General features: G+C 72.3%; 24 protein-coding genes. 14 read left to right on the top strand and 10 right to left on the bottom strand.

Annotated elements, in window-relative coordinates; genetic code table 11:
- Positions 1 to 25 precede the first annotated feature (25 nt).
- The 3 genes from dapF to miaA form a co-directional block, all read right to left on the bottom strand.
- Positions 26 to 919 (bottom strand): diaminopimelate epimerase, encoded by an 894-nt coding sequence (gene dapF / locus ACGH52_RS28555; protein ID WP_399943425.1) that lies wholly within the window; start codon positions 917 to 919, stop codon positions 26 to 28.
- Between the two features lie 70 nt (positions 920 to 989).
- Entirely contained in the window at positions 990 to 1,490 is a 501-nt protein-coding gene (locus ACGH52_RS28550) for a hypothetical protein (protein WP_210975857.1), read from the bottom strand.
- A 107-nt stretch (positions 1,491 to 1,597) separates the two neighbouring features.
- Complete coding sequence (gene miaA, locus ACGH52_RS28545; protein WP_059297905.1) at positions 1,598 to 2,536, bottom strand: tRNA (adenosine(37)-N6)-dimethylallyltransferase MiaA; 939 nt, start codon at positions 2,534 to 2,536, stop codon at positions 1,598 to 1,600.
- Positions 2,537 to 2,718: 182 nt separating this feature from the next.
- On the opposite strand from miaA, the gene ACGH52_RS28540 reads away from it, so the two are divergent.
- Both ACGH52_RS28540 and ACGH52_RS28535 read left to right on the top strand, forming a co-directional pair.
- Positions 2,719 to 2,997, top strand: a complete 279-nt coding sequence (locus ACGH52_RS28540; protein ID WP_059297903.1) for a hypothetical protein — start codon at positions 2,719 to 2,721, stop codon at positions 2,995 to 2,997.
- Positions 2,998 to 3,021: 24 nt separating this feature from the next.
- Entirely contained in the window at positions 3,022 to 3,315 is a 294-nt protein-coding gene (locus tag ACGH52_RS28535) for an antitoxin (RefSeq protein WP_076976646.1), read from the top strand.
- Between the two features lie 210 nt (positions 3,316 to 3,525).
- Here ACGH52_RS28535 and ACGH52_RS28530 read toward each other — a convergent pair whose 3' ends face one another.
- Entirely contained in the window at positions 3,526 to 4,239 is a 714-nt protein-coding gene (locus tag ACGH52_RS28530; RefSeq protein WP_399943420.1) for a class III extradiol dioxygenase subunit B-like domain-containing protein, read from the bottom strand.
- A gap of 50 nt (positions 4,240 to 4,289) precedes the next feature.
- A complete protein-coding gene (gene miaB / locus ACGH52_RS28525) occupies positions 4,290 to 5,807 on the bottom strand; it encodes a tRNA (N6-isopentenyl adenosine(37)-C2)-methylthiotransferase MiaB (RefSeq protein WP_076976644.1) in 1,518 nt (505 codons plus the stop codon).
- Between the two features lie 144 nt (positions 5,808 to 5,951).
- On the opposite strand from miaB, the gene ACGH52_RS28520 reads away from it, so the two are divergent.
- Positions 5,952 to 7,142 carry a cellulose-binding domain-containing protein gene (locus ACGH52_RS28520; RefSeq protein ID WP_399943417.1) on the top strand — a complete coding sequence of 397 codons (1,191 nt, stop codon included), beginning with the start codon at positions 5,952 to 5,954 and terminating at the stop codon, positions 7,140 to 7,142.
- 84 nt (positions 7,143 to 7,226) lie between these two features.
- Here the strand turns inward: ACGH52_RS28520 and ACGH52_RS28515 are convergent, their stop codons facing one another.
- Both ACGH52_RS28515 and ACGH52_RS28510 read right to left on the bottom strand, forming a co-directional pair.
- Positions 7,227 to 7,886, bottom strand: a complete 660-nt coding sequence (locus ACGH52_RS28515; RefSeq protein WP_059297894.1) for a response regulator transcription factor — start codon at positions 7,884 to 7,886, stop codon at positions 7,227 to 7,229.
- Positions 7,886 to 8,968, bottom strand: coding sequence for a HAMP domain-containing sensor histidine kinase (locus ACGH52_RS28510; RefSeq protein ID WP_399943414.1), 1,083 nt, complete (start codon positions 8,966 to 8,968; stop codon positions 7,886 to 7,888). The genes ACGH52_RS28515 and ACGH52_RS28510 overlap by 1 nt, the downstream gene beginning before the upstream one ends.
- Before the next feature lie 121 nt (positions 8,969 to 9,089).
- Between ACGH52_RS28510 and ACGH52_RS28505 the strand changes: the two genes are divergently transcribed.
- The 3 genes from ACGH52_RS28505 to ACGH52_RS28495 all read left to right on the top strand — a co-directional run bounded on the left by ACGH52_RS28505 (position 9,090) and on the right by ACGH52_RS28495 (position 11,920).
- Entirely contained in the window at positions 9,090 to 9,575 is a 486-nt protein-coding gene (locus ACGH52_RS28505; RefSeq protein WP_059297888.1) for a cation:proton antiporter regulatory subunit, read from the top strand.
- Between the two features lie 4 nt (positions 9,576 to 9,579).
- The gene (locus ACGH52_RS28500; RefSeq protein WP_121701496.1) at positions 9,580 to 10,812 is read left to right on the top strand and encodes a cation:proton antiporter; all 1,233 of its coding nucleotides are present in this window, start codon (positions 9,580 to 9,582) and stop codon (positions 10,810 to 10,812) included.
- Between the two features lie 112 nt (positions 10,813 to 10,924).
- Positions 10,925 to 11,920, top strand: a complete 996-nt coding sequence (locus ACGH52_RS28495; protein WP_076976641.1) for a TAXI family TRAP transporter solute-binding subunit — start codon at positions 10,925 to 10,927, stop codon at positions 11,918 to 11,920.
- Here the strand turns inward: ACGH52_RS28495 and ACGH52_RS28490 are convergent.
- On the bottom strand, positions 11,917 to 13,350 hold the full coding sequence (locus ACGH52_RS28490) for a HAMP domain-containing sensor histidine kinase (RefSeq protein WP_121701495.1): 1,434 nt from the start codon (positions 13,348 to 13,350) through the stop codon (positions 11,917 to 11,919). The two genes, ACGH52_RS28495 and ACGH52_RS28490, sit on opposite strands and share 4 nt — an antisense overlap.
- Before the next feature lie 9 nt (positions 13,351 to 13,359).
- Positions 13,360 to 14,046, bottom strand: a complete 687-nt coding sequence (locus ACGH52_RS28485) for a response regulator transcription factor (protein ID WP_059297880.1) — start codon at positions 14,044 to 14,046, stop codon at positions 13,360 to 13,362.
- Positions 14,047 to 14,345: 299 nt separating this feature from the next.
- Between ACGH52_RS28485 and ACGH52_RS28480 the strand changes: the two genes are divergently transcribed.
- The 8 genes from ACGH52_RS28480 (at position 14,346) to ACGH52_RS28445 (ending at position 20,729) form a co-directional block, all read left to right on the top strand.
- A complete protein-coding gene (locus ACGH52_RS28480) occupies positions 14,346 to 15,122 on the top strand; it encodes an amino acid ABC transporter ATP-binding protein (RefSeq protein ID WP_076976639.1) in 777 nt (258 codons plus the stop codon).
- Positions 15,123 to 15,247: 125 nt separating this feature from the next.
- The gene (locus ACGH52_RS28475) at positions 15,248 to 16,084 is read left to right on the top strand and encodes a glutamate ABC transporter substrate-binding protein (protein WP_059297876.1); all 837 of its coding nucleotides are present in this window, start codon (positions 15,248 to 15,250) and stop codon (positions 16,082 to 16,084) included.
- Positions 16,085 to 16,168: 84 nt separating this feature from the next.
- On the top strand, positions 16,169 to 16,837 hold the full coding sequence (locus ACGH52_RS28470) for an amino acid ABC transporter permease (protein WP_076976638.1): 669 nt from the start codon (positions 16,169 to 16,171) through the stop codon (positions 16,835 to 16,837).
- A complete protein-coding gene (locus ACGH52_RS28465; protein ID WP_076976637.1) occupies positions 16,834 to 17,721 on the top strand; it encodes an amino acid ABC transporter permease in 888 nt (295 codons plus the stop codon). The genes ACGH52_RS28470 and ACGH52_RS28465 overlap by 4 nt, the downstream gene beginning before the upstream one ends.
- Before the next feature lie 185 nt (positions 17,722 to 17,906).
- The gene (locus tag ACGH52_RS28460; RefSeq protein ID WP_399943405.1) at positions 17,907 to 19,529 is read left to right on the top strand and encodes an FAD-dependent monooxygenase; all 1,623 of its coding nucleotides are present in this window, start codon (positions 17,907 to 17,909) and stop codon (positions 19,527 to 19,529) included.
- Positions 19,530 to 19,619: 90 nt separating this feature from the next.
- The gene (locus ACGH52_RS28455; RefSeq protein ID WP_324608114.1) at positions 19,620 to 19,706 is read left to right on the top strand and encodes a putative leader peptide; all 87 of its coding nucleotides are present in this window, start codon (positions 19,620 to 19,622) and stop codon (positions 19,704 to 19,706) included.
- Positions 19,707 to 19,788: 82 nt separating this feature from the next.
- The gene (locus tag ACGH52_RS28450; RefSeq protein WP_210975846.1) at positions 19,789 to 20,331 is read left to right on the top strand and encodes a cysteine dioxygenase family protein; all 543 of its coding nucleotides are present in this window, start codon (positions 19,789 to 19,791) and stop codon (positions 20,329 to 20,331) included.
- Positions 20,328 to 20,729, top strand: a complete 402-nt coding sequence (locus tag ACGH52_RS28445) for a rhodanese-like domain-containing protein (protein WP_210975847.1) — start codon at positions 20,328 to 20,330, stop codon at positions 20,727 to 20,729. The genes ACGH52_RS28450 and ACGH52_RS28445 overlap by 4 nt, the downstream gene beginning before the upstream one ends.
- Positions 20,730 to 20,845: 116 nt before the next feature.
- Here ACGH52_RS28445 and recX read toward each other — a convergent pair whose 3' ends face one another.
- Positions 20,846 to 21,628, bottom strand: a complete 783-nt coding sequence (gene recX, locus ACGH52_RS28440) for a recombination regulator RecX (protein WP_121700656.1) — start codon at positions 21,626 to 21,628, stop codon at positions 20,846 to 20,848.
- Position 21,629: the final 1 nt, after the last annotated feature.

Below are 21,629 nucleotides of genomic sequence, written 5' to 3'. Positions count from 1 at the left end.
TCGGCCATGGTCACCTGGTCCTCGTTCAGGCGCGTACCCCCTCCAGCCAGGCGGAGTCGAACTCGCCCTCCGCGACGATCACGGCGGGACCGGTCATCTCGATCTCGCCGTCCGGGCGCTCGGTGATCACCAGCGTGCCGCCGGGCACGTCGACGGTGTAGGTGGCCGGGGTGCCGGTGACCGCCGGGTCGGCACCGTCCCGGCGGGCGGCGGCGACGGCGACGGCGCACGCGCCGGTGCCGCAGGAGCGGGTCTCACCGGAGCCGCGCTCGTGCACGCGCATCGCGACGTGGCCGGGGCCCCGGTCGACCACGAACTCGACGTTGACCCCGCCCGGGTAGGCACCGGCGGGCGCGTAGGACGGCGGGGCGTACAGGTCGCCCGCGTGGGCGAGGTCGGCGACGAAGGCGACCGCGTGCGGGTTGCCCATGTTCACGTTCCGCGCGGGCCAGCTGCGCTCGCCCACGCTCACCTCGACGTCGCCCTCGGGCAGCAGCGCGCGGCCCATGCCGACGGTGACGTCGCCCGCGGCGGAGCCGCCCTCGGACACCGACTTGGCGATGTGCACGCGCTTGACGCCCCCGCGCGTCGCGATGGCGAGGTCCCCCTCGGCGGCGTGCCCGGCGCGCTGGAGGTAGCGCGCGAAGACCCGCACGCCGTTGCCGCACATCTCGGCGACCGAGCCGTCGCCGTTGCGGTAGTCCATGAACCACTCCGCCTCGGCGGCCATGTCCCGGGCCTCGGGGTGGGCCGCGGACCGCACCACGTGCAGCAGTCCGTCCCCGCCGAGCCCCGCGCGGCGGTCGCACAGAGCGGCCACGGCGGCGGGCGGCAGGTCGATGGCGTTCTCCGGGTCGGGAACGATCACGAAGTCGTTCTCGGTGCCGTGACCCTTGAGGAAGGCGATCCGCGTGCTCATTCCTCGATCGTACGGGGTGAGTGCGGTACGACGACGAGGGCGGAGGACGCCCCCCGGGCGCGGGGCTTCGTCAGCCCCGCAGGCGGGCGACCCGCCACACGGCCAGGACGACGACCGCGGCGACCGCAAGGGCGTACACGAGGATCGTCCGCCAGTCGGCGCGGCGACCCGACCCGCGCTGGGGCAGGCCCGGCCAGGTGTATCCGACCCGGCGGGCGGCCATCATGCCCCAGCCGGCCGCGCAGGAGCAGATCAGCAGGCCCAGCATCGCGATCACGGCGCCGCTGTCGCCGAAGTCGAAGGCGAGCGGGAAGGCGAACATCAGGGAGCCGAGCGCGGCCAGGCACACGATGGGGGCGAGCTGCCAGATCCGCAGGCGGCGCTGGGGCCGCAGCTCGACCTCGACCTCGTCCCCGTACATCTCGTCGGGCGCGGGACCGTCGACTGCGACGCCCTCCGGCGTCTCGTCGGGGCCGTCGGGGCTCAGGGCGCCGCCGTCGGACTCCGGCCCGCCGGGTCCGACGGTGCCGTGTTCGGTGCTCGGTGCGGTGTCGCGAGGGCCGGCCTCCATCGCCACGCGCCCTCCCAACTAGGACTCACTCGGTCGATCGAAGCTCGATGATGGCACGCCGCCGAAGGCCCGGATGACGGCCGGGGCGTCCCGATGCCATCACGTGATCAGGCTGTAACCGGTCGTTCGACCAACGACAGGGCGAGCCGCGGAAGTTCCGTGCGATCCGCCACACCCCCACTCAGCCAATGCACCCGCGGGTCGCGTCTGAACCACGAATCCTGACGGCGCGCGAAGCGCTTGGTGGCACGGACGGTCTCGGCTCGCGCCTCGTCCAGCGTGCACTCGCCCGCGAGCGCCGCGAGGACCTGCTGGTAGCCGAGCGCCCGCGACGCCGTACGCCCCTCGCGCAGCCCCTGCGCCTCCAGTGCGCGGACCTCGTCGACCAGACCGGCCTCCCACATCCGGTCGACGCGCAGGGCGATGCGCTCGTGCAGTTCGGGGCGTGCCACGTCGACGCCGATCTGCACGGTGTCGTAGACGGAGTCGTGACCGGGGAGGTTGGCGGTGAAGGGCCTGCCGGTGATCTCGATCACCTCGAGGGCGCGCACGATCCGGCGCCCGTTGCTGGGCAGGATGGCCCGCGCCGCCTCCGGGTCGGCGGCGGCCAGGCGGGCGTGCAGCGCACCCGAGCCGCGCAGTTCCAGCTCCTCCTCCAGGCGGGCCCTGATCTCGGGGTCGGTGCCGGGGAACTCCAGGTTGTCGACGGCTCCGCGGACGTAGAGACCGGAACCGCCGACCAGGACCGGCCAGCGCCCTTCGCCGAGCAGCGTGTCGATCCGCTCCCGCGCGAGGCGCTGGTACTCGGCGACGGACGCGGTGACCGTCACGTCCCAGATGTCCAGCAGGTGGTGCGGTACGCCACCGCGTTCCTCGGGCGTCAGCTTGGCGGTGCCGATGTCCATCCCACGGTAGAGCTGCATGGAGTCGGCGTTGACGACCTCACCGCCGAGCCGTTCGGCCAGGAAGACGCCCAGATCGGACTTTCCGGCCGCGGTGGGTCCGACTACGGCGATGACGCGGGGGGCGGGGGGTGCGCTGCTCACCGCACCAGTCTCGCAAACCTCTCACCTCACCCTCGAACGAGTTAGGTGACGGTCCGCGTCCGGGGTCGTTGCCCGTTGCGAGGTTCCCGCTCCCCGGACCACCGGGTCATGGCCCCGGCCACGCAAACGGACGCACCGGATGCCGCGGGATTTCGCCCGCACGAGTAACGTATGGAGTTGATATGGGCGTTTTTGCACGGCTTTTTCGGAGGTCGAAGAACACCGAGGAGGCGTCGGGCGCGGAGACGCGGACCGACACCCCGGACACCGAGGGCGCGGCGGAGGTGAAGGCGGCCGAGGCCGAGGAGACGGCGGAGGCCGGTCCCCGGAACACGGCGAAGCCCGACGAAGCCGACGGGGCCGCCGCCGAGGCCGCTGACTCGGAGAGCGTCGGCATCCCCAAGCAGCAGTCCGCCGGGGAGGCCGTCGACAACGAGGCCGACAAGGGCGCCCGCACCTGACTGCCCCGTGAGGGAAGGCGAACCATGGGTCTCCTGGACAACTTGAAGGCCAGACTCGAACCGGCGAAGGGCAAGGTCTCCGACCTCGCGCAGCAGCACGGCGACAAGATCGACCGCGGTCTCGACAAGATGGCGCGGACCGTCGACGAGCGGACCAAGGGCAAGTACAGCGACCGGATCCAGACGGGCACCGGCAAGGCCAAGGGCGCCATGGACCGCCTCGCTCACAAGGACGACAAGGGCAGGGAAGGAGACGGCGGTACCCCCGGGACCGCCCCCGGCGGCACCCCTCCGGCGGGACCGCCCCCGGCGTCCTGACCGGGGCGCCCACCGTCGGACGGGCACGTATCCGGAACGGCGGACCGGCTCCGGCCAGTCCGCAAGGCCGCGGGCCCGGGCGGTGGACCGGCTCAGAGCTGTCCGCGAGGCGGGACCGGTGATTCCGGCCCCGCCCCGTCCTCGGACCCGGAGCGGTGGGAACGGCGTCGACCGTTCGCGGTGTGCCGCAGGTGTGTTGCCGACTGGTCGTTATGACCAGGCGGCCGCGACGTACCCGACTCCGTAGGGCGCGTCCTCGTACAGGAGTGTGCCGGTGAGGTCCGTGCCCGCGGCCGCGCCCGCGAGGACCTGCCAGGATGCGCGGCCGGACACCTTGAGTTCGCGGGCCAGTACGACGTCCAGCGCGGCGAGCGCGGCCGGGTCCGCCGTTCCCAGGGCGCGGCCCACCTCCGCGTCGAAGGGCGCCGCCCGCTCGTCGAGGTAGCCGGGCGCCTTCAGCGTGCGGCAGGCGCTGGCGTCGCCCAGCACCAGCAGCGCCGTCCGTCCGACCCGCGCCGCGAGGTCCCGGCCGAGGGCGGCGCAGCGCTCGGCGGAGAGCGCGTCCCCCACACCGATGCCGTCGACCGGGACGCCGGTCCAGTCGGTCCGCCCGAGCAGCCAGGCGCCCACGGCCAACCCGTAGGGCAGCGCGGTCCCGTCCGCGCCGCCGCGGTCGGCGCCCAGGTACACGTCCAGGTCCACGCCGAAGCCGCGGAAGGAGCCCCGCGCCCCCTGCGGGTACACCTCGGGCCCGGCGGAGTCGGCGGGTCCGACGACCACGAGCCGGTCGGGCCGGGACGCCGCGAGCACGCCCAGCGCGTCCGTGCACGCGGCGCGCGCGGCGTCCAGCTCGGGTGCGGCGCCCGCGGCGACCTCCGGCACGAGGAGCGGCGGGCAGGGGCAGACGGCGGCGGCGACAAGCATGATCGGCAGCGTATCGCCGTAGCGCCGGCCCCGGCGGCACCCCCCGCGGTCTAGTCGCAGCCGCAGCCGCTCGCCACGGCCGGCTGGGGCTCGGGGACGCCGATCTTCGGCAGGCCGAGGAGCACACCGGCCGGCTTGGCCTGCTCGGCCGTGTTCCGCTTCTCCCAGGCGTCGCCCGCGCGCGTGCGGCGCACGTCGAGCACCGCGCCCTCGGCGAGGAGGTGGTGCGGGGCGGCGTAGGTGATCTCGACCGTCACCACGTCGCCGGGGCGGACCTCCTGGTCGGGCTTGGTGAAGTGCACCAGGCGGTTGTCCGGGGCGCGGCCGGAGAGGCGGTGGGTGGCGCCGTCCTTGCGGCCCTCGCCCTCGGCGACCATCAGCTCCAGGGTGCGGCCGACCTGCTTCTTGTTCTCCTCCCAGGAGATCTCCTCCTGGAGGGCGACCAGGCGCTCGTACCGCTCCTGGACGACCGCCTTGGGGATCTGGCCCTCCATCTCGGCGGCCGGGGTCCCGGGCCGCTTGGAGTACTGGAAGGTGAAGGCCTGGGCGAACCGGGCCTCGCGCACCACGTGCAGGGTCTGCTCGAAGTCCTCCTCGGTCTCGCCGGGGAAGCCCACGATGATGTCGGTGGTGATCGCCGCGTGCGGGATGGCGGCCCGCACCTTCTCGATGATGCCGAGGTAGCGCTCCTGCCGGTACGAGCGGCGCATCGCCTTGAGCACCGGGTCGGAGCCGGACTGGAGCGGCATGTGCAGCTGCGGCATCACGTTCGGCGTCTCGGCCATGGCGGCGATGACGTCGTCGGTGAAGTCGCGCGGGTGCGGGGAGGTGAAGCGGACGCGCTCCAGGCCCTCGATCTGCCCGCAGGCGCGCAGCAGCTTGCTGAACGCCTCGCGGTCGCCCATGTCCGAGCCGTAGGCGTTGACGTTCTGCCCGAGGAGGGTGATCTCGCTGACGCCCTCGGCGACCAGGGCCTCGACCTCGGCGAGGATGTCGCCGGGCCGTCGGTCCTTCTCCTTGCCGCGCAGCGCCGGGACGATGCAGAAGGTGCAGGTGTTGTTGCAGCCGACAGAGATGGACACCCAGGCCGCGTAGGCGCTCTCGCGCCGGGTGGGCAGCGTGGACGGGAACGCCTCCAGGGACTCGGCGATCTCGACCTGCGCCTCCTCCTGCACGCGGGCGCGCTCCAGCAGCACCGGGAGCTTGCCGATGTTGTGGGTGCCGAAGACGACGTCCACCCAGGGGGCCCGCTTCACGATGGTGTCGCGGTCCTTCTGCGCCAGGCAGCCGCCGACCGCGATCTGCATGCCGGGGCGGCTCGCCTTCTTCGGGGCGAGGTGGCCGAGGTTGCCGTACAGCTTGTTGTCGGCGTTCTCCCGTACGGCGCAGGTGTTGAAGACGACGACGTCCGCGTCGCCGTCGGCGCCCTCGGGGGCGCGGACGTAGCCCGCGTCCTCCAGCAGACCGGACAATCGCTCGGAGTCGTGGACGTTCATCTGGCACCCGTAGGTGCGTACTTCGTAGGTGCGCGTGCCGCCCACTGACTGGCTCCGGTCGATGCTGCTCATGGCAACAAGAGTAGGCGGTCACGACCGAGCCCCATGCCGCGCACATCTTGACAGTACACCGTCAGATCCGCTGTCCTGCTATGGGAGCGCTCCCACATCGGCGGTGGCGCTCACACCTCCCTTCTCCCGCACTGGAGGCACCCTGTGCACACCCGAGTTCTCCGGCTGCTGCGCCGGCCCTGGACCGCGGCGGTGGCCGCCGTGGCGCTGGTGGTGTCGGTTCTGGTGGCGATGCCCGCGAGCGGTGCCGCGGCGGCCGCCTGCCGGGTCGACCACACCGTCGACGCGTGGGCGGGCGGCTACACCGCCCGGGTGCGGGTCACCAACCTCGGCCCGGCGGTGAACGACTGGCGTCTGACCTGGACCTACACCGGCGATCAGCAGGTGACGTCGGCGTGGAACGCGACCGTCACGCAGACCGGCGCGTCCGTCGTCGCCGTCAACACCGACTGGAACGGCACGGTGCCCACCGGCGGCACCGCCGAGTTCGGAGTGCAGGGGACCTGGCGGTCCGCCGCCCCCGCCCCGGACGATTTCGCGCTCAACGGCTCCCCCTGCGGCGACGGCGGGACACCACCCACCACGCCGGCGCCCACCACGCCACCGACCAGCACTCCACCGCCCACCACCACTCCCCCGCCGTCCGCGGAGTGCGGGGACGCCGTGATCTGCTCGGGCTTCGAGGACCAGGCCGGGCCCGAGCCGTCCGGCGACTGGCGGGTCACCGCGCCCGACTGCCAGGGCACGGGCACGGTCGCCGTCGACTCGGCGGTGTCGCACGGGGGCGGCAGGTCGCTGCGCGTGGACGGCCGGGCCGGATACTGCAACCACGCCTTCGTCGCCCATGCCGCGGACCTGTCGTCGGTCGGCCCCGTGCTGTACGCACGCATGTGGGTCCGGCACACCACGGCGCTGCCCGCCTCGCACGTCACCTTCGTGTCGATGCCGGACGCGGCGCAGGGCGGCCGGGCGCTGCGCGTGGGCGGCCAGAACGGCGCGCTGCAGTGGAATCGGGAGAGCGACGACGCCACCCTGCCCGCGCAGAGCCCGGCCGGGGTCGCGCTGAGCAGACCGCTGCCGACGGACGGCTGGCAGTGCCTGCGGTTCGCGGTCGACACCTCGGCCGGTCACCTGGACACCTGGCTCGGCGACGAGCAGGTCCCGGGCCTGCACGCCGACGGGGTGCCGACGCAGGACGTCGACCAGCAGTGGCTCGCCCGCGGCGGCGCGCCCCGGCCGACCGCGCTGCGGCTGGGCTGGGAGAGCTACGCCACGGGCGACGACACCCTCTGGTTCGACGACGTGGCCGTGGGCCCCGCGCCGATCGGCTGCTGACCGCCGGTGCGGGCGCCGGGTGCGCGGCTCGCGACACGCGGCTCGCGACACGCGGCTCACGGCATGCGGCTCACGGCATGCGGCTCACGGCTCGATGAGCCCCGCGCGGATCGCGTACCGGGTGAGTTCCAGCCGGTCGCGCACGCCCAGCTTCTGCAGGAGGTTCGCGCGGTGGCGCTCGACGGTCTTGGCGCTGATGAACAGCAGCTCGCCGATCTCCTTGGAGGTGTGGCCCTCGGCGACGAGCTTGAGGATCTCCTCCTCGCGCTCGGTGATCGGCCGCTCGGGCAGGCCGCCGCCGCCCTGCACGCGGTCCAGGTAGGAGCGGACGAGGGCCCGTTCGGCGCCGGGGTAGATGAAGGGCTCGTCGCGCACCGCGGCCCGGCACGCCTCGACCAGGTCGCGGTCGGCGACGGACTTGAGCACGTACCCGCAGGCGCCCGCTTTGAGGGCCTCGAAGAAGTACTGCTCGTTGTCGTACATGGTCAGGATCAGGATGCGCAGCTCGGGCAGGCGGCGGGAGAGTTCGCGGGCCGCCTGGAGGCCGGTCATGCGGGGCATGGCGACGTCCAGGACGGCCAGGTCCACCTCGGTGGCCCGCGCGGCCGCGACCGCTTCGGCACCGTCACCGGCCTCGGCGACCACCGTCAGATCGGGTTCGCCGTCCAGGATGAGGCGGACTCCGCGGCGTACGAGGGTGTGGTCGTCGGCGAGCAGGACGCGGATCGGGGGCCGTGCGGACATCAGGGGCTGTCTCCGGTTCGGTCTGCGGAACGGCCCCCGGGCGGCGCGGGGACGCGCAGGCGTACGTCGGTGCCCCCTCCGGGGGCGGGTGCGAAGTGGATGTCGGCTCCTATCAGCAGGGCCCGTTCCCGCATCCCGCGGATACCGGCGCCCTCGGCGGCCGTGCCGAGGCCGGTGCCGTCGTCGCGGACGAGCAGTTCGACACCGCCGCCCTCGGACGGCGGCAGCGGGCGCAGCGTGAGCGCGGCGCGGGCGGCGGAGGCGTGGCGGGCGGTGTTGGTCAGGCCCTCCTGCGCGACCCGGTAGAGCACGAGCTCGGCTTCCGGGGCGAGCGGGGGCAGGTCGCCGGGGATCTGGTGCTGGACGGTCAGCCCGTGGTGCGTGAACTCGGCGGCGAGCGAGCGCAGGGCGCTGGCCAGGCCGAGTTCCTCCAGGACGCCGGGGCGCAGCCGGCGCGCGATGCGGCGGATCTCGTCGAGCCCGGCCCGGGTGGCCTCCTGGGCCAGGGTCACCTCGTCGCGCAGTTCCCCGGGGACGCGGTCGGCGACGCGCTTGAGCTGGAGGAGGACGGCGGTGAGGGTCTGGCCGACCTCGTCGTGCAGTTCGCGCGCGATGCGGTGCCGTTCGCGTTCCTGGGCCTGAAGCGCCCGGCCGGCACCGGCGGCGCGTTCGGCCTGCAGCCGGTCCAGCATCGTGTTGTACGTCGCGATCAGCTGCGCCGCCTCGGCCGGTCCGGCGACCCTGGGCCTGGTCCCGGGCACCAGCAGGTCGGCGGTGGACATGGCCCGGCCCAGCCGGTGCAGCGGGGTGAGTCCGATGCGCAGGACGACCGCGTTGCCGATCAGCAGCACGGCGAGGCCCGCCAGCAGGACGAGGGCCTCCCCGGCCAGCACGGGGGTCGACACGGTGACCGGTCCCAGCAGCAGTGCGGTGGCGACGACCAGGCCGGCGGCGTTGAGCGAGAAGATCCGCCAGAACAGCGACACGTTCCTCTTCCCGCTCCTCCCGGCCTGCTCGCACGACGCCCCCGCGGCCAGCCTCGCCGACCGCGACCGGCTGCGTATATCCGTCACGACACCCATATCGCCACCGTACGTGCGGATGGCAGCATGGCGAGGTCGCGAGCACGGCACCCACGTGCGCGAACGCGGCGAAGCGGCAAGCTCCGCGGCAGGCAACGCAGGACGAATGAGGGGAAAGCACGTGTCAGCTCCACGCCTGAGGGCGACGCCGCTCCCGGGTATCGGGGTCCAGTACGACCTGGTGACCCGCGAGCACCGCCACCTGTCGGTGGTGGCCCACCGCGACGGCGCCCGCACGGTGAACGTGTACCGGTCCGACGACCCCGATTCCTGTGCCCACTCGCTGCGGCTGAGCGGCGCCGAGGCGGGCGCGCTGATCGACGCGCTGAAGCCCTCCCACCACAGCGCGAGCCTGCTCTACACCACCGATCTGGGGCTGGTCGCCGAGCGGGTCGAGGTGGCCGCCACCTCCCGCTGGAACGGACGGCTGCTGGGCGACACCCGGATGCGGACCGACACGGGAGCCTCGATCGTGGCGGTGCTGCGGCGGGCCGAGGCGATTCCCTCGCCGGCGCCGGACTTCCGGCTCGTGGGTGGTGACACCTTGATCGTCATCGGCACCCGTGAGGGCGTCGACGCCGCCGCGGCGATACTCGGGCAGGAGTGAGCCGGTGCACTCCGCGGTTCTGCTGATCGAGTTCGGTTCCATCATCCTGGGGCTCGGGCTCCTCGGCCGGTTCGCCGGCCGTTACCGCCTCTCCCCCATCCCGCTGTACCTGCTGGCCGGTCTGGCCTTCGGCGAGGGCGGCCTGCTCCCGCTCGGCGCGAGCGAGGAGTTCGTCGCGACCGGCGCCGAGATCGGTGTCATCCTCCTGCTGCTGATGCTGGGCCTGGAGTACACGGCCAGCGACCTGGTCACCAACCTCAAGTCCCACTATCCGGCCGGCCTCGTCGACTGCGCGCTCAACGCCGTGCCGGGCGCGGTGGCCGCGCTGCTGATGGGCTGGGGTCCGGTGGCCGCCGTGGTCCTGGCCGGGGTGACGTGGATCTCGTCGTCCGGTGTGATCGCGAAGGTCCTCGGCGACCTGGGCCGGGTCGGCAACCGCGAGACGCCGGTGATCCTCAGCGTGCTGGTCCTGGAGGACCTGGCGATGGCGGTGTACCTGCCGATCGTCACGGCGCTGGTCGCCGGTGCCGGTCTGATGACCGGGAGCATCACGCTGGCGGTCGCGCTGGCCGCGGCGGGCCTGGTGCTGTTCGTGGCGGTGCGCTACGGCCGGCTCATCTCCCGGTTCGTCTCCAGTGACGACCCCGAGAAGCTGCTCCTGGTGGTGCTCGGCCTGACCATCCTCGTCGCCGGTGTCGCGCAGCAGCTCCAGGTCTCGGCCGCGGTGGGCGCCTTCCTGGTGGGCATCGCGCTGTCCGGGGAGGTCGCGGAGGGCGCGCACACGCTGCTGAGCCCGCTGCGGGACCTGTTCGCGGCGGTCTTCTTCGTCTTCTTCGGCCTGCACACGGACCCGGCCAGCATTCCGCCGGTCCTGCTGCCCGCGCTCGCGCTGGCCCTGCTGACCGCCGTGACGAAGATCGCCACCGGGTACTGGGCGGCACGGCGGGCCGGGATCTCCGTCAAGGGCCGGTGGCGGGCGGGCGGCGCGCTGGTGGCGCGCGGCGAGTTCTCCATCGTCATCGCGGGCCTGGCGGTCTCGGCCGGCATCGAGCCGTCCCTGGGCCCGCTGGCCACGGCGTACGTCCTCATCCTGGTCGTCCTCGGCCCCCTCACCGCGCGCTTCACCGAGCCGCTGGCGATGCGTCTCTTCCGGCGCGGCGACAACCCCGACCGTCCCGCCGTCCCCGCCGAGGGTGCGCCCCGGGCGGCGGAGGCGGAGGCGTCGGTCGGCGACTGATCCCGGTCCCGAACCCGGGCGCGGCCGCGTGGTGCCCGGTGCCCCGTGCCGTGGTGCCTCCGTGTGAGCCCGGCCCTGGTCAGTGCGGGTGCCGCCTGGCAGGATCGCCCCCATGTCCACGCTGCTCTCCCGTATCGGCAGGCGCCGGGCCGTCCAGGGCGCGGTCGCCGGTGCCGTCGTGCTCGGGCTGCTGCTGTGGTGGCTGCTGCCGCTGGGCGAGAAGCCCCCGAGCGGGACGATCACGTTCAGCACGGGCACCCGCGCGGGCGTCTACCAGAAGTACGGCGAGCTGCTGCGCGCCGAGCTGCGCAAGGACATGCCGCACCTGGACGTGCGGCTGACGACCAGCGCGGGCTCGCAGGAGAACGTCGAGCGGGTGGCGTCCGGGGAGGCCGACTTCACCATCGCCGCGGCCGACGCGGTCGAGACGTACAAACTGGCCGGCAACCCGGGTGCCGAGGAGCTGCGCGGGGTCACCCGGCTCTACGACGACTACGTGCAGCTGGTCGTGCCGAGCGACTCGGACATCCAGTCGGTGGCCGACCTGCGCGGCAAGCGGGTGGCCATCGGGCTGCCCAACTCGGGGGTGCGGCTGATCGCCACCCGGCTGCTGAAGGCCGTGGGCATCGACCCGGAGACGGACATCACGCCCCGGGCGGACGGGATCGACACCGGCCCCGGGCGGCTCGGCGACGAGCTGGACGCGTTCTTCTGGTCCGGCGGCGTGCCGACCGACGGCCTCAAGGAGATCGCGGAGAGTTCCGCCTTCCGGTTCGTACCGATCGGCGACGACCTGGTCACCAAGCTGCACGAGTCGGGCGGCGCGACCCGCTACTACCGCACCACCAACATGCCGGAGTCGGCCTACCCCACGGTCCAGAACGGCGCGGTGGTGCCGACGATGGCGGTGTCCAACCTGCTGATGACCCGCGCGGACGTCGATCCGCGGCTCACCGAGTGGCTGACCCGGACCGTGCTCGACAGCCGCGACGGCATCGGCGCGCACGTGCACTCCGCGCAACTGGTGGACCTGCGCACCGCGATCTACACCGACCCGCTGGAGCTGCACGAGGGCGCCCGGCGCTACTACCGGTCGGTCAAACCTTAGGGCCGTGGCTGCCGCGGCTCCGCGGGTGCCGTGCCGGTCCTGGGCACCGTGACCGTGACCTGAAGTCCGTGCGGCTCGTGGTGGCCGAAGGAGATCGAACCGTCGCCCGCCGCGAGCAGGGCCCGGCAGATGGACAGGCCGAGGCCCGAGCCCTTGATGTTCTGGTGCCGCCCGCTGCGCCAGAATCGGTCGCCCACGCGCGCGAGCTCCTCGTCGGTGAGTCCGGGACCGTTGTCGGTGACGACGACGGTGGCGGCGTCCCCCGTGGAGGAGACCCCGACCCGGACGGTCTCGTCAGGCGGCGTGAACTTCACCGCGTTGTCGATGACCGCGTCCAGGGCACTCGACAGGCTCACCGGGTCGGCCCAGCCCGTGGTCGGCGGGCAGTCGCCGACCAGCCGTACGCCCTTGGCCTCGGCCGTCGGCGCCCAGGCGGCCACCCGCTCGGCGGCCAGCGCGCCGATGTCGGTGATCTTGAGGTCGGCCTGGCTGTGCTCGGCCAGCGCCAGGTCGAGCAGGTCGTCCAGGACCCGGGCGAGGCGTTTGCCCTCGGTCTGGACGGAGGCGATCTCCTCGTTGCCCTCGGGCAGTTCCAGGGCGAGCAGCTCGATGCGCAGCAGGAGTGCGGCGAGCGGGTTGCGCAGCTGGTGCGAGGCGTCGGCGACGAAGGCGCGCTGCTGCTCCAGCACGTCCTCCACGTGGTCGGCCATCTCGTTGAACGACCGGGCCAGGCGTCTGAGCTCCGGCGGCCCCCCGGACGGCGCGACCCGGGACTTGAGCCGCCCGGTGGCGATGTCGTGGGTGGTGGCGTCGAGCACCCGCACCGGCCTGAGCACCCAGCCGGTCAGCCGCAGTGCGGCACCGACTGCGAGCAGCATCGCGGCGAACTCCCCGGCGCCGATGACGAGCCAACCGCGCAGGGTCCCCGAGCGCATCGAGTCGGTCGGCGACTCGGTGACGACGACCGCGACCACGTCTCCGTCCCGGATGACCGGCGAGGCCACCACGAGCCTGCCGTCCTGCCAGGGCCACACCTGCGCGGGGTCGTGGCTGCGGCGGCTGAGCAGTGCCTCGTCGAAGGAGTCGCGGACCTCGCCGGTCTGCGGCAGGAACCACGTCGTGGGCGCGTTGGCCATCGGGATGTGGTTGCGGTAGAAGACGCCCGCCTTGATGCCGTAGACCTCGTAGTAGCTGGTCAGCTCGGTCTGGAGGGTCGCCAGGCGCTCGTCCGTGTCCGTCTGGCGCGAACCGCCCGTCCCGTCCTCGGTGACGAACTGGGCGAGCGCGGCGAAGCGTGCCGTGTCGTCTATGCGGTCGATGACCACCTCCTGCTGCTCCGCGCGCGCGACGCTGACGCCGAGCGGCACGCCGAGCGCGAGCAGTACGGCCGCCATCAGGACGATGAGCAGCGGGAGCAGGCGTGTGCTCACCCGGCCCCGCTAGGCGGTGGGGGCGACGAGGCGGTAGCCGACGCCGCGGACGGTCTCGATCAGCGCGGGCATGTGCAGCTTGGAGCGCAGGGAGGCGACGTGCACCTCCAGGGTGCGCCCGGTCCCCTCCCAGCTGGTGCGCCAGACCTCGCTGATGATCTGCTCGCGGCGGAAGACCACGCCGGGGCGCTGGGCGAGCAGGGCGAGCAGATCGAACTCCTTGCGCGTGAGCTGGACCACCGAACCGTCCACGCTGACCTGGCGTGTCGGCAGCTCGATACGGACGGCGCCGAGGCGGACCACGGTCTCGGTGCTCCCGGTGGCCTCCTCGTGCACGGTGCGCCGGCTGACGGCGTGGATCCGGGCGAGCAGTTCCCCGGTGTCGTACGGCTTGACCACGTAGTCGTCGGCGCCGAGGTTGAGACCGTGGATGCGGGAGCGCACGTCGGCGCGCGCGGTGACCATGATGACCGGGGTGCTGGTGCGCTTGCGGATCTTGCCGCAGACCTCGTAGCCGTCCTGGTCGGGCAGGCCCAGGTCGAGCAGGACGACGCCGAAGCCGTCGACCTCGGGGACGAGCGCCTGGAGCGCCTCCTCGCCGCTGCGCGCGTGGGTGACGTCGAAGCCGTGCCGTGCCAGGATCGCGGACAGGGCGGCGGCCACGTGGTTGTCGTCCTCGACGAGCAGCAGTCTCATCCGGGCTCCCTTCGGTTCATCGGCCGTACGCTCGGGGCGGGTAGAAATCGGGACGGGTCGGGGACACACGCGCGCGTGTGTCCTGTGCAGTGACGCCGATCGAGGGGGACGGCGTCAAGAGGCTTCCGGTCGCGGCCGCTCGAAGTTATCCGGCCGATATGCCCGCAGCTCACAAGTGCTACGACTCGTGTCCGATTGCTATCGGATCGTGATGCTCAGATCTCGCTCAGATGTAGAGACGCGACGTGTCCCGGGTCACTACTGTCCTCCGAAACCCAGGAGGACGGAGCCCGAGAGCGATGACCGAAGTATCGGTGGCCAAGGAAGACAAGGCTGGGACCGGCGAACTGGTCGTCCTGAAGAGTGTCAACAAGCACTTCGGCGCGTTGCACGTGCTCCAGGACATCGACCTGACGATCCACCGCGGCGAGGTCGTCGTGGTCATCGGACCCTCGGGGTCCGGTAAGTCCACCCTGTGCCGCACCATCAACCGTCTGGAGACCATCGACGACGGTTCGATCACGATCGACGGCAAGCCGCTGCCCGCCGAGGGCAAGGAGCTGGCCAGGCTGCGGGCCGACGTCGGCATGGTCTTCCAGTCGTTCAACCTCTTCGCGCACAAGACGGTGCTCGAGAACGTGACCCTGGGCCAGGTCAAGGTCCGCAAGGTCGACGCCAAGAAGGCCGAGGAGAAGGCCCGCGCCCTGCTCGACCGGGTCGGCGTGGGCGCCCAGGCGGACAAGTACCCCGCGCAGCTCTCCGGTGGTCAGCAGCAGCGCGTCGCCATCGCACGTGCGCTGGCCATGGACCCGAAGGTCATGCTCTTCGACGAGCCGACGTCGGCCCTCGACCCCGAGATGATCAACGAGGTCCTGGAGGTCATGAAGCAGCTCGCCGAGGACGGGATGACCATGATCGTGGTCACGCACGAGATGGGCTTCGCCCGCTCGGCCGCCAACCGCGTCGTGTTCATGGCGGACGGCCGCATCGTCGAAGAGGCCACGCCGGACCAGTTCTTCAGCAACCCGCGCAGCGACCGTGCCAAGGACTTCCTGTCGAAGATCCTGCACCACTGAGACTTCGGTGCGGCTCCGGCGCCCCGCGCCGACCGCACCGGCGGCCCGCTGCCGGCGGCCGCACCTGATCGCCTGATCCTCTGATCGTCCGATCGCAGCTCGATCACAGCCAAAGGATGTTCACCATGAAGCTTCGCAAGGTCTCCGCCGCCTCGGCCGCCGTGCTCGCCCTCGCCCTGACCGCCACCGCGTGCGGTGGCGACGACAAGGACAGCGGCTCGTCCGGTGGTGACGGCAAGAAGATCACCATCGGCATCAAGTTCGACCAGCCCGGCCTCGGCCAGAAGACCCCGGACGGCTACGCGGGCTTCGACGTGGACGTCGCCACGTACGTCGCCAAGAAGCTCGGCTACACCGAGGACCAGATCGAGTGGAAGGAGTCGAAGAGCGCCGACCGCGAGACCATGCTGCAGCGCGGTGACGTCGACTTCATCGCCGCCACGTACTCGATCACCCCGCAGCGCCAGGAGAAGGTCGACTTCGCCGGCCCCTACCTGCTCGCCCACCAGGACGTGCTGCTCCGCGCCGACGACGACAAGATCAAGTCGCCGGAGGACCTGAACAACGCGAAGCTCTGCTCGGTCACCGGTTCGACCTCGGCGCAGAACATCAAGGACAAGCTGGCCCCCAAGGCGCAGCTGCAGCCGTACCCGACGTACTCGGCCTGCCTGCCCGGCCTGCAGAACGGCGCCATCGACGCGCTGACCACGGACGACTCGATCCTCGCCGGTTACGCCTCCCAGGCGCAGTTCAAGGGCAAGTTCAAGCTCGGCGGCTTCAAGCTGACGAACGAGAACTACGGCATCGGCGTCAAGAAGGGCAGCGACCTCAAGGACAAGATCAACAAGGCCCTCGAAGAGATGGTCGCGGACAAGTCCTGGGACAAGGCCGTCAAGGACAACTTCGGCCCGGCCAACTACAAGAACGAGCCGGCGCCGAAGATCGGCGACATCAAGAGCTGAGGCCGGGCCTGACGAGGTGCGCCGCCCTACGGCAGGGGCGGCGCACCGGGGTGGGCATCCCTACACGCGGAAGCGCGGGAGATCGTGTTCGACTTTCTTCAGGATTACGACCTGGCGGGTGCCGTCTGGACGACAGTGCAGCTCGCTGTGCTCTCGGCCGTCGGCTCCTTGATCTGGGGCACCTTGCTGGCCGCCATGCGGGTCGGCCCGGTTCCGTTGATGCGCGCTTTCGGAACCGCGTACGTGAACATCGTGCGGAACATCCCGCTGACGGTGATCATTCTGTTCGCGTCGCTGGGACTGAACCAGACGCTGGGGGTCACCCTCGGCGGGGGGAACGACTTCGAGACGATCAACTTCAGGCTCGCCGTCCTGGGTCTGATCCTCTACACGTCGTCGTTCGTGTGTGAGGCGCTGCGCTCCGGCATCAACACGGTGCCTGTCGGCCAGGCGGAGGCGGCTCGGGCCCTCGGCCTGAGCTTCGGCCAGGTGCTCCGGCTGGTGGTTCTTCCGCAGGCGTTCCGCTCGTCCGTCGTTCCGCTGGCGAACGTGCTGATCGCGCTGATCAAGAACACCACGGTCGCCGCCGCCATCGGTGTGGCGGAAACGGCGCTGCTGATGAAGGAGATGATCGAGAACGAGGCTCAGCTGCTGCTCATCTCCGCGGTCATCGCTCTCGTGTTCGTGGTGTTGACGCTGCCGACCGGCCTGATCCTCGGCTGGGTGGGCAAGAAGGTGGCGGTAAAGCGATGAGTTCGATCCTCTACGACGCCCAGGGCCCCCGCGCCAAGCGTCGAAACGTCCTCTTCACGGTCGTCTTCCTGGTCGCCCTCGCCGCCCTGCTGTGGTGGGTGTTCAACACCCTCAACGACAAGGGACAGCTGGAGTGGGCGCTCTGGAAGCCGTTCTTCACCGGCACCGAGGCGTGGTCGACGTACATCTGGCCGGGTCTGCAGAACACCCTGAAGGCCGCGGTCCTCGCGGTGGTCATCGCCCTGCCGCTCGGCGCGGTGCTGGGCATCGCCCGGCTCTCCGACCACAAGTGGGTCCGGGTACCGGCCGCGATCGTGGTCGAGTTCTTCCGGTCCATCCCCGTGCTGGTCCTGATGATCTTCGGTCTCGCGCTGTTCGCGGAGTACACGAACGTCAGCTCGGACGACCGCCCGCTCTACGCCGTCGTCACCGGGCTGGTGCTGTACAACGCCTCGGTCCTCGCCGAGATCGTCCGGTCCGGCATCCTGGCCCTCCCCAAGGGGCAGGCCGAGGGCGCCATGGCGATCGGGCTGCGCAAGGGCCAGGTCATGCGGCTGATCCTGCTGCCGCAGGCGGTCACGGCGATGCTGCCGGCCATCGTCAGCCAGCTCGTCGTGATCCTCAAGGACACCGCGCTCGGCGGCGCCATCCTCACCTTCCCCGAACTGCTCGCGTCGGCCAACACCATGAGCGGCTTCTACGGCGCCAACGTGATCGCCAGCTACACCGTGGTCGCCGTGATCTACATCGCGCTCAACTTCGCCCTCACCACCTTCGCGGCCTGGCTCGAGCGCCGGCTGCGGCGGGCGAAGAAGTCGACCGGCGCGGTGCTCCGCGCGGACGACGTCGAGACCGCCGACGCCGGAACCGTCGGCAAGATCTAGCACATCTGACACACAGTCATCTCGTATGACCATCGACGGAGGCCGTGGCATGATCGCCACGGCCTCCGTCGCTTGACGCAAGCAGCGGCAATAGGTTGCATACGTTATGTGACCGTGCACCCTGCCCCAATGTCCTGTTCACCCACGTCCCCCGGGACGCCGCCACGGGCAGGGGGCGCCACGCCGTGGACCCGGTGATCATCACCGGAGCGGGGCCCGTCGGGCTCACGCTCGCCCTGGCGCTGGCGCGGCAGGAGGTGCCCTGTGTCGTCCTCGACGAGGGACCGGGCAAGGACGAACCGCGTCCCGCGCGCACCGTCGTCCTGCGCGAGGAGGCCGTCGCGCTCGTCGAGCGGCTGACCGGCACACCGCTGACGGGGCTGGGTTCGCGTTGGGCCGGATGGCGGTCGGTACGGCGCAAGCAGGTGACGCGCGAGGTCGTGTTCGGCGACGCCGATCCGGCGCCCCTGCACATCGCCCAGCACGAGCTGACCGGGGTCCTGCGCACGGCGCTCACACATGAGCGGCTCGTCAGGATCGCCGTGGACAGCCGCCTGGACGGCATCGAGCAGGAGAAGTCCGGCGTCACGGCCCACACCCGCGGCCCGGCCGGTACCTGGTGGCGCGGCAGCTACCTGGTCGGCTGCGACGGCCCCCGCTCCACCGTCCGCAAGCTCCAGGACATCCGCTTCCCCGGCCGTACGGCGGTGGAACGATACGCCGTCGCCGCACTGCGCACCGAACTCCCCTGGACCGACGAGGCGCTGCTGCACCGCATGCCGCCGTGGCGGACGACCGGGCCGTGGGCCGGCGAGGTGGTCGGCCGCCCGTTGCCGGACGGCGTGTGGCGCCTGGATTGGCTGCTGCCGCCCGGCAAGGACCTGGTCACGCCCGAGCTGCTCGTGAACCGGGTCCGCGAGACCCTGACCGGATGGGCCGAGGGCTCGACCCCGGAGTACGAACTCCTCGACACCGGCGTCCACACGGTCCACCACCGCCTCGCCCGCCGCTGGCGGGTGGGCCGCGTGCTGCTCGCCGGGGACGCGGCCCACCTGCTGGGCGCGCTGGGCACCCAGGGTCTCGAGGAGGGGCTGCTCGACGCCGACAACCTCGCCTGGAAACTGGCTCTGGCCTGGCACCACGGGCCTCGTGAGGCGCTGCTGGACAGCTACCAGGAGGAGCGGCGGGCGGCGATCTCCGCGCGGCTGCGCGCCGCCGACCAACTGCTCCCACTGCTGCGCGGCGGCGGCGGACTGCGCTCCTACGTCCCCGGCGCGGCCCGCGGCAACGACGCGCTGCTGACGGACGGTCACCTCGGGCGCGGGACGCTGGGCGCGCCGGGGACGTACGCCGACTCGCCCCTCGCGCCCGAGAACCTCGCCGGTGAGGTGCCCGTGGGCACGCCGCCCGGGACGCCCGTCACCGATGTGCGGGTCACGGCGGAGGACGGCACCTTCGTACGGCTGCGCGACCGGCTGGGGCGCGGGGCGCTGCTGGTGGTGCTGATCGCGCCGGGTACCGGGGTGTGGGAGCGCAAGCACTGGGTGACGGCCGGGATCATGCCCAGGCTGGCCGCCGCGGTGACGGCGCTGCCCCACCGTGCCGAGTTGCTGGTCACCGAGAGCTATCCCGGTGCCGCGGCGCACACGGTGCTGCTGGTGCGCCCCGACGGCCACCTGGTCACGGCGCTGAACGGGGTACGCCCGGCCGACCTCTACGCGGCCGCGGAGCGCGCGCTCGGTGGGGCGGCGGCCGGGGCGGCGACGGAGGCCGAGGAGGGGGCCGGGGCGGCGGCCGGGTCGCGTTGAGCGGGTCGCGCCACCGTCCGTCCGACCGGCCGCTGTCCGCATGGTGACGCTGAGTTGACCGACTCGCACCGTCATGGTCTACTCCGGATCGTGACCGACACCCGTGTGCGCCTGTGGCGGAGGGTCCATATGGACCTCGTCCGCTATGCGGGCTGCGTGTGTCGTCCGTCCTGCTGAATTCGCCTTCTCTCTGCTTCGCGCGCGCCGCCGCTCGGACGTGCCGCCGCGCGCTCCCTCGCGAACTCCCAGGACGGTACCCGTGTCCCTCCCCTCCCTTTCCGCTGCATCCGCGGCCTCCGCTTCCACGGCCGCGCCGACGCAGGCCGAACTCCTCGACTTCGTACGCCGTGCCGCGGCCGACACCGAACTGATCGCCTCCCTGCCGCTCGACCCCGAGGGCCGCACCTGGGTGCGGCTGGCCGGGCCGGGCGGCAGCGAGGCCTGGCTGATCGGCTGGCCGCCCGGCACGGGCACCGGCTGGCACGACCACGCCGACTCCGTGGGCGCCTTCGTCACGGCCGCGGGCGAACTGAAGGAGAACGCGCTCGCCGCCCGCCTGCCCACCGACGGCTGGAAGACCCTCGAACTCAGCGACGGTGTCGACCGGGAACGCCGTCTGACCGTCGGCAGGGGACGCGCCTTCGGCCGGCATCACGTGCACGAGGTCCTCAACGAGTCGACCGACCGCCACGCGGTGTCCGTGCACGCCTACTACCCGCCCCTGCCGCAGATCCGCCGCTACAGCCGCAGCGGACAGACCCTGCGCCTGGAGCAGGTCGAGCGCCCGCAGGACTGGCAGTGAGCGGGCCGACGGGCATCGACGCCCTGCTGGAGCGGGTACGCGCCGGATACCGGCGGATCGCACCGGAGGAGGCGCGCGACGCCGCCGAGGCCGGCACGGCGCTGCTGGTCGACATCCGGTACGCCGCTCTGCGCGAGCGGGACGGGGTGATTCCCGGCGCCCTGGTGGTCGAGCGCAACGAGTTGGAGTGGCGGCTCGATCCGCAGGGCAGTCACCGCCTCCCCGAGGCGACGGATCACGACGTGCGGGTGGTCGTGGTGTGCGACGAGGGATACGCCTCCAGTCTGGCGGCGGAGTCCTTGCACCGTCTGGGGCTGCACCGGGCCACCGATCTGATCGGCGGCTTCCAGGCCTGGCGAGCGGCGGGCCTGCCGGTGGCCACCGCCGGGTCTCAGTAGTCGGCGGGGCGGTACAGGGGTGCCGGGTCCGGGTCCGGGTTCACTTTCCAGATCAGGGTGGGCCCGTGCCTGCCCGGACGCCCCCGCCCTCGGGCATCCTCAAGCGGGACACCGGCTCAGAACCCCTCGTCGCCGAGGTACTCCGTGTCCTCGCCCTCCTCCTCCAGCGCCTGGCGGACCACCCGCAGGGCCATGCCCTCGGGGTAGCCCTTGCGAGCGAGCATGCCGGCGAGGCGGCGCAGCCTCTTGTCGCGGTCGAGGCCCCGGGTGGCGCGCAGCTTGCGGGCGACCAGGTCGCGCGCGGTCTCCTCCTCCTGCTCGGTGTCCAGCTGGGAGACCGCCGCGTCGATGACCGTGGCGTCGACGCCCTTGGTGCGCAGCTCTCTGGCGAGGGCGCGCCTGGCCAGCCCCCGGCCGTGGTGCCGCGACTCCACCCAGGCCTCCGCGAAGGCGCCGTCGTTGATCAGGCCGACCTCCTCGAACCTGGACAGCACCTCTTCCGCGGCCTCGTCCGGGATCTCCCGCTTGCGCAGGGCGTCGGCCAGCTGGCTGCGGGTGCGCGGGGTCCCGGTGAGCAGGCGCAGACAGATCGCCCGTGCCTGCTCGACCGGGTCCCGCGGAGGCTCCCCCTTCTCGGCCCTCGACGAGGAAGTGGCACCTCCGTCCTCGGCGGACGGCTCCGCACGCTCACGCCTCCGGCGCCCGCGCGCGCCCCCCGTTCCGCGGCTCCGCCCGCCGCCGTGGCGCGCCGCGCCGTCACCGTGGCGCGCCGCGCCGCCCTCGGGGGGACCCGCGGCGGAGGGGTCCGTCTCGTACGGGGCCGCAGCCGCCCCGTACGCGTCGTCGCCCGGCCCGGCGGAGCCGCTCGTGTACTCGGCCCAGTCGGTTCGTCGGGTCATG

The organism is Streptomyces sp. BBFR25 (genome assembly GCF_044590125.1).
Taxonomy (GTDB): domain Bacteria; phylum Actinomycetota; class Actinomycetes; order Streptomycetales; family Streptomycetaceae; genus Streptomyces; species Streptomyces canus_D.
The sequence above is the reverse complement of the archived record's forward strand: the minus strand, read 5'-3'. Positions and strand labels throughout refer to the sequence as shown.

Bases quoted from the DNA above. Each gene is read 5' to 3' on its own strand.
- dapF (WP_399943425.1), bottom strand. From the start codon at position 919: ATGAGCACGCGGATCGCCTTCCTCAAGGGTCACGGCACCGAGAACGAC.
- ACGH52_RS28550 (WP_210975857.1), bottom strand. From the start codon at position 1,490: ATGGAGGCCGGCCCTCGCGACACCGCACCGAGCACCGAACACGGCACC.
- ACGH52_RS28540 (WP_059297903.1), top strand. From the start codon at position 2,719: ATGGGCGTTTTTGCACGGCTTTTTCGGAGGTCGAAGAACACCGAGGAG.
- ACGH52_RS28535 (WP_076976646.1), top strand. From the start codon at position 3,022: ATGGGTCTCCTGGACAACTTGAAGGCCAGACTCGAACCGGCGAAGGGC.
- ACGH52_RS28530 (WP_399943420.1), bottom strand. From the start codon at position 4,239: ATGCTTGTCGCCGCCGCCGTCTGCCCCTGCCCGCCGCTCCTCGTGCCG.
- miaB (WP_076976644.1), bottom strand. From the start codon at position 5,807: ATGAGCAGCATCGACCGGAGCCAGTCAGTGGGCGGCACGCGCACCTAC.
- ACGH52_RS28515 (WP_059297894.1), bottom strand. From the start codon at position 7,886: ATGTCCGCACGGCCCCCGATCCGCGTCCTGCTCGCCGACGACCACACC.
- ACGH52_RS28510 (WP_399943414.1), bottom strand. From the start codon at position 8,968: ATGGGTGTCGTGACGGATATACGCAGCCGGTCGCGGTCGGCGAGGCTG.
- ACGH52_RS28495 (WP_076976641.1), top strand. From the start codon at position 10,925: ATGTCCACGCTGCTCTCCCGTATCGGCAGGCGCCGGGCCGTCCAGGGC.
- ACGH52_RS28485 (WP_059297880.1), bottom strand. From the start codon at position 14,046: ATGAGACTGCTGCTCGTCGAGGACGACAACCACGTGGCCGCCGCCCTG.
- ACGH52_RS28480 (WP_076976639.1), top strand. From the start codon at position 14,346: ATGACCGAAGTATCGGTGGCCAAGGAAGACAAGGCTGGGACCGGCGAA.
- ACGH52_RS28475 (WP_059297876.1), top strand. From the start codon at position 15,248: ATGAAGCTTCGCAAGGTCTCCGCCGCCTCGGCCGCCGTGCTCGCCCTC.
- ACGH52_RS28465 (WP_076976637.1), top strand. From the start codon at position 16,834: ATGAGTTCGATCCTCTACGACGCCCAGGGCCCCCGCGCCAAGCGTCGA.
- recX (WP_121700656.1), bottom strand. From the start codon at position 21,628: ATGACCCGACGAACCGACTGGGCCGAGTACACGAGCGGCTCCGCCGGG.